Annotated in this window: 8 protein-coding genes; 6 read left to right on the plus strand and 2 right to left on the minus strand. The window is 72.5% G+C overall.

Translation table 11 applies throughout. The features are described 5' to 3' along the window. Positions 1–61: 61 nt before the first annotated feature. From E1298_RS43195 to E1298_RS43210, 5 genes are all read left to right on the plus strand, one after another. On the plus strand, positions 62–457 hold the full coding sequence (locus tag E1298_RS43195) for a hypothetical protein (protein WP_131903183.1): 396 nt from the start codon (positions 62–64) through the stop codon (positions 455–457). A gap of 8 nt (positions 458–465) precedes the next feature. Continuing rightward, a complete protein-coding gene (locus tag E1298_RS48935) occupies positions 466–618 on the plus strand; it encodes a hypothetical protein (RefSeq protein WP_165975941.1) in 153 nt (50 codons plus the stop codon). 44 nt (positions 619–662) lie between these two features. Continuing rightward, positions 663–1,004 carry a HEAT repeat domain-containing protein gene (locus tag E1298_RS43200; protein WP_207945193.1) on the plus strand — a complete coding sequence of 114 codons (342 nt, stop codon included), beginning with the start codon at positions 663–665 and terminating at the stop codon, positions 1,002–1,004. A gap of 165 nt (positions 1,005–1,169) precedes the next feature. Further along, entirely contained in the window at positions 1,170–2,369 is a 1,200-nt protein-coding gene (locus E1298_RS43205; RefSeq protein WP_131903184.1) for a low temperature requirement protein A, read from the plus strand. A gap of 93 nt (positions 2,370–2,462) precedes the next feature. Further along, positions 2,463–2,828, plus strand: a complete 366-nt coding sequence (locus E1298_RS43210; RefSeq protein ID WP_165975942.1) for a peptidase inhibitor family I36 protein — start codon at positions 2,463–2,465, stop codon at positions 2,826–2,828. A 27-nt stretch (positions 2,829–2,855) separates the two neighbouring features. Here the strand turns inward: E1298_RS43210 and E1298_RS43215 are convergent, their stop codons facing one another. Then, the gene (locus E1298_RS43215; protein ID WP_131903186.1) at positions 2,856–3,230 is read right to left on the minus strand and encodes a glyoxalase superfamily protein; all 375 of its coding nucleotides are present in this window, start codon (positions 3,228–3,230) and stop codon (positions 2,856–2,858) included. Between the two features lie 278 nt (positions 3,231–3,508). Here E1298_RS43215 and E1298_RS43220 point away from each other — a divergent pair, with 278 nt between their 5' ends. Then, positions 3,509–5,332, plus strand: coding sequence for a sensor histidine kinase (locus tag E1298_RS43220; protein ID WP_131903187.1), 1,824 nt, complete (start codon positions 3,509–3,511; stop codon positions 5,330–5,332). On the opposite strand, the gene E1298_RS48940 is transcribed toward E1298_RS43220, so the two are convergent. Then, positions 5,314–5,803, minus strand: a 490-nt coding sequence (locus E1298_RS48940; protein ID WP_207945194.1) for a hypothetical protein, incomplete at its 5' end; no start/stop codon positions are given. The genes E1298_RS43220 and E1298_RS48940 overlap by 19 nt on opposite strands.

The following is a 5,803-nucleotide window of genomic DNA, read 5'->3' on the forward strand; positions in this document are numbered from 1 at the left end:
CCACCCCGCCCGGATAACGGTTCGTCCGCCCGGCTATCGACTCCTCACTATTGTCTGCCTGGTGGGCAGAGGAGAGGCGGGTCGCGGACGGGGCGGCGCCCTCCTTTGGGGAGTGATCGCCGAGATCTGCGTGGGCGGCTCCCTTTTCATCCTGCTCATGAGCCCGACCGCAAGGCGGGACGCGTTCTTCGGCCCCGACGGCTCGGTCGCGGTGCTGGTGACGGCCCTCTGCGTGACCGCGATCGAGATCGTCGCCGCGCTGCTCCTGCGCCGGGCGCGCCAAGGGATCCGCTGGGGCGTGACCCTTCCCGGCGTCCTCTGCGCGGGTGTCGTCGGCGCCATGAGCCTGGGAAACCTGACCTCGGGGCTGGTGTTCCTCCTCCTTCCCGCCGCGGTGGGCATGCACCTCGTCTCGATCTACGTGGCCAGGCAGAGGAGCCCCGCGATCCGGGCTTGAGAAGACCGATGGACGACGTCCGCGGGGTGGCCGAAGAGGTGCGTCGCGAGGATCCCGCTGGTGCGGAGGTCACCAGGGAGGAGGTGTACGAAGGCAGGCGGACCAGCGGTCACGGGGTCTCCCTGGTGGAACCCGTCATCGTCAAGGAGGCGACCTGGTAGCCGGCGCGTTCGGGCGTGTCAGTGGTCGGCCGTAGGGTCGGGCCATGTCGCGGCGGCGTTTCGAACAGGCCATGGAACTCATGCGGAACAGGGACCCGCAGGTCCGGGAGGACGCGTTCGACTTTCTGCGGGAGCACGCCGACGCCTATGTCGACGAGCTGATGGCGGAGTTCGCGGCGGAGCGGGACGATCCCGGCCTGCGCTGCTGGCTGCTGGAACTCATCGCCGAGGCCCGGTCCGCGAAGGCGCTGGAGGTGTTCCGCGACCAGTTGGAGAGCATGGACGAGTCGCTGCGGTTCTGGGCGGTCCGCGGGCTGGAGATGCTCGACAGCCGGGAGGCCGGGCACATGCTCTACCAGGCGCGCGCCAACGGCTGGATCTCCTGACGGCGCGGCGGGCCGCTCAGAGGAAGAGCGCGGCCAGGCGCGGCAGCCTCCCGTCGCGCGCCGGTCCGACAATCCGGATCTCCGGCGTTCCCTCGGGCGATGACCTGGGCAGGCAGCAGATATGAGATCGAGAGCGGGGCGCGCGGGCATGCGGGAGAGCGTTCGATGAGCGGCCTGGCCGCCGGTGTCGGCGGGCCGGTGCGGCGGGTGATGCGCGGGCGTGATCCGGGCGAGGAGCACCGGGCGTCGACGCCGCTGGAGCTGCTGTTCGACCTGACGTTCGTGGTCGCGGTCTCCCAGGCCGCGGCCCAGCTGCACCACGCGCTCGCCGAAGGGCACGCCGGGCCGGGGCTGGCGAGGTACGCCGCGGTGTTCTTCGCGATCTGGTGGGCGTGGATGAACTTCACCTGGTTCGCCTCCGCCTACGACACCGACGACGTGCCCTACCGGCTCCTGACGCTGCTGCAGATGGCCGGCGTGCTGGTGCTGGCCGCCGGTGTGCGCGCGGTGTTCGAGGACTCCGACTTCACCACGGTGGTGATCGGCTACGTCATCATGCGGGTGGCGCTGCTGACCCAGTGGCTCCGCGCCGCCGCCGAGCATCCCGAAGGCCGCGGCGGCGCGCTCCGGTACGCCGCCGGTATCGCCGTGGTGCAGGCGGGGTGGATCGCCCGGCTATGGGCGCCCGGGGCCTGGGCCTGGGCCACCTTCCTGGTCCTGGTGGTGGCGGAGCTGGCCGTGCCCGCGTGGGCCGAGTACCGGGGCGCCCCCACCACCTGGCACCCCGGGCACATCGCCGAACGCTACGGGCTGTTCACGATCATCGTCCTCGGCGAGGTGATCCTGGGCACGCTCGCGGCCGTCCAGTCCGCCGTGACCGACCACGGCGTGTCGGCTCCGGTGCTGCTGATCGCCGCGGGCGGCCTGCTGCTGGTCTTCTCCCTGTGGTGGATCTACTTCACCGGGGCCGACGCCGGGCTGACGACCCTGCGCACGGCCCTGTTCTGGGGATATGGCCACTACGTGGTCTTCGCCGCCCTGGCCGCGATCGGCGCGGGCCTGGAGACGGCCTTGGACGCCACCGAACACCACGGGCACATCTCCACCCGAGGGGCGGGTCTGGCGGTGGCCGTCCCCGTCGTGGTCGCGATGCTCGTCCTGGCCGTCCTGCACCGGGTGACCAGAACCGGGGCCGTGGGCCACGCCCTGCTGGTGGTCGCCGGTGTGCTCGTCGTGCTGGCCCTGGGATTCAGCGCTCCGTCCCTGAGGGTCGGCGGCGCCGTGCTGGGCATGGGCCTGGCCGTGGGCGCCACCCTGGCCGCCAACCTCTTCACCCTCCGCTCCGCTGGAAAGCGCCGACGGTGATGTCCGTTTGCGGCAACATTCAGTTTCTTGTGGACTACGTTCGCCTTTGCAGTGACTGTATGGGGCATGACCATTTACAGAGGGAGTAAAGCCATGTGGCGCACCCTGAGTCGTGTCTCGCTCGCCCTGTCGGTGGCGGCGTCGGCGGCCGTCCTGACGATGTCGCCGGCGTCCGCGTCGGCCGCCCCCGCTGGTTGCTCCGCCAATTCGCTGTGCGGCTGGTCGGGGAGCAACTTCACGGGGCCGATCACGACGTTCGGCGCGGGTGCGGGATGCCTGAACTCGCCGATCCCGCTCCGTTCGGTTGCCAACACCCACCCGGGAGGCGTGGGCGTCCCGGTCGTCCTGAGCGTGTACTCCGGCCAGGACTGCTCGGGTAAGCCTCTCGGCTCGGTGGCGGGCGGGCAGTCGCTCCCCTCACTGCCCGGCGTGGGTGTCAGCGTCATGTCCGTGTGGTGAAGACCCGCCGGCCCTGACGCGGGCGGCTCAGGTCGGGGACTGGGTCTCCTGGACGTTCCAGCCGTTGCCGTCCGGGTCCTGGAAGAAGACGAAGCGGCCCCAGGGGAAGTCGTGCACATCGCTGACCTCGACCCCGCGCCCGGCCAGCTCCGCCCGGGCGGCGTCGGCGTCGGTGACGACCAGTTGCAGGCTCTGGATCGAGCCCGGTTTCATCTCGGGCCCGAGGCCCGTGCCGATGCTGATCGAGCACGCCGACCCGGGCGGCGTCAGCTGGACGAAGCGGATCTCGTCGTTGACCTGGTGATCATGGTCGGCGTTGAAGCCGGCCTTCTCGGTGTAGAACGCCTTCGCGCGGTCCACGTCCGAGACGGGCACCTGCACCAGTTCCAGCTTGAAGTCCATCGCGTGTCCTCCTCCTCATGGGCCGCGCCCGCGACCCCGCCCCCGGTTCTATCGCGAACAAGTGTCCCCTGGCGATCTCGATTCATACTCTGAACTGGGCTTTTCGGCCGAAGGCCCGTCCCGCCCAGGGGCCTGCGGCATTCAGCCCGGCCCTCATCCCGTTGACGAATGCGCGGCATCGGCATTGCGCCGTGTTTGCCGGCTGTTACGCTGGGTGCTGCTCCCAGTGCACGTCAGAGGTGTCAACCGGAATTCGGCTGTCCAGAAATAGTGCGCCCATGGGACTTGCGGACGAACGGCAAGAGGAACGCGTGCGTCCGGTGCACTGGGCGTTGCTGGTGGCGGGCGCGGGACTGATCACGTTCGATACCAGGCTGGCGGTCGGCTGGGGGACTTTCGGACCGCTGTTCTATGTCAAGGAGCTGGCGCAGGTCGGGGCGTGGCTGCTGGCCGGGTTCCTGGTCGTCCGGGTGCGGCCCCGGCGACCCATGGGCACCATGATGATGTTGCTCGGGCTGCTGCTGGGCTGCACCGCCCCGGCCGCGTTCGCGCTTGAGGGCGGCGCGCGGGCGCTGCGGCTGCTGGTGATGGCGTCGTCCTGGCTGGTCACCTTCCAGCTCCCGCTGGGCGCGCACGTCTTCCTGTCCTACCCGACCGGTACGGTGCGGGACGTGGCTGGGCGGCGCGTGGTCGCCGGGGGCTACTGGCTCGGGGCGGTCACGGCCGTGGCGCTCGCGCTGGTCGGCGTCCCCCGGCCGGACGGGCCGTGCCGGGACGTGTGCGCGCCGGTCAATCCCGTCCACGAGCCCGTCCTGTCCGCGGTCGTGTGGCTGGTCCTGGCCGTGGGCGGCGGGATCCTGGTGCTCTTCGGCGCGTCCGTCGTCATCCGGCGCTACCGGCGGGCCGGGTGGCGGGAGCGGCGGGTGCTGGCGTTCCCCACGGTCGCGATGATCATCACGGCGGGGCTGTGGACGGCGGTGAGCGTGCAGGGCGCGCTGATGCCGTGGTTCAGCCACCCCGTCTTCGACCGGACGCTCGCCGCGGCGCAGTTCGGGGCGGTGGCGTCCATCCCGGCGGCGTTCTTCATGGGCCTGCTCCGGGAGCGGCTGGACGAGGCGCGGGTGTCGGACCTGGTCCGGGAGATCGCCGAGCTGCCCCCGGGGCGGCTCCAGGCGAAGTTGGCCCAGACGATGCACGACCCCCGCCTGCGGATCCTGTTCCCGCTGGAGGACGGGTACCTCACCGCCGAGGGCGCGCCCGTCCGGCTGCCCGGCGGGGACTGCGAGATGGCGGTCACCGTGATCGGGGATCCCGGCGACCCGGTGGCGGTCCTGGTCCACGACCACAGCCTGAACGCCGAGCCCCGGCTGCTGGAGGCGGTGACCGAGACGACCCGGCTGGTGCTGGAGAACACCCGGCTGCAGGCGGTCGCGCGGGCCCACCTCGCCCAGGTCCGGGCGCTGCTCGCGCGGATCGTGGCGGCCGAGGACGAGGCCCGGCACCGCCTGGAGCGCGACCTGCACGACGGGGCGCAGCCCCAGCTCGTCTGGGCCGGGGTGGAGCTCGCCCGGGTGCGGGACGCGGCCGCGCGGACCGTCCCGCCCGAGCACCGCCGGGAGGTCGACGACGCGATCGACGAGGTCGAGGCGCGGCTGCGCACCGCCGTGCGGTCGCTGCGGGAGCTGGCCCGGGGCATCCATCCGGCGGTCCTGACCAGCGGGGGGCTGCGGGCCGCGCTGCGCGAGCTGGTCCGGTGCGCCGACGGCCCCGCCCGGCTGCACGCGGACCACCCGCTGAAGGACCTGCCGCAGCCGATCGCCCTGACCGCCTACTTCGTGGCCGGCGAGGGGCTGACCAACGCGTTGCGGCACGCTCGCGCCGACCGGATCGACGTCACCGCCGATCTGGCCGGAGGCCGGTTGACGGTCCAGGTCGCCGACGACGGGGTGGGACGGGCCGCCGCCCGGCCGGGGTCGGGGCTGGCCGGGCTCCAGGACCGGGTGGCGGCCGTGGACGGCACCCTGGAACTGCTGTCGGAGCCGGGGAAGGGGACCGTGCTGACGGCCGTGCTGCCGTGCCCCGATCACCGTCCGCAGGAGTAGGTGAAGGCGGCCTTGTCCTGGAGCGGGGCGTCGCCGAGGACGGTCAGGGTCGCGGTGAACCGGTGCCGGCCGGTCCCGTGGAGCCTCCACAGCAGGTGGACGGTCGTGCGGGTGCGGCCCTTCTCGACGGCCTGGCGGCGGGGCGGCTCGGGGCCGTCCTCGTCGCTGCGCCACCACTGGTAGGCGATATGGCCGGGCGCGCCGTTGGTGGTGAGCGTGCCGGTGACGTTGACCTCGTCGTCGCAGCGCGGGCGGGAGGTGTCCACCCGGGCGTCCACGGCCGTCACCGCCAGGTCGCCCTGCCGGGCGGGCCGGTGCGTCCAGGCGAACAGGCCCCCGGCCACGGCGGCGGGGAGCAGCAGCGCCCCCAGGAGGCGGCCGGCGCGGCGTCGCCGGCGCCGCGGCTTGGGCGGGACGTAGGTGGTGCGGAACCGTTCGGGGACCGGGGCGCGGGGCGCGTCGGTGGTGGTC

Source organism: Actinomadura rubrisoli, assembly GCF_004349215.1.
GTDB classification, from domain to species: domain Bacteria; phylum Actinomycetota; class Actinomycetes; order Streptosporangiales; family Streptosporangiaceae; genus Spirillospora; species Spirillospora rubrisoli.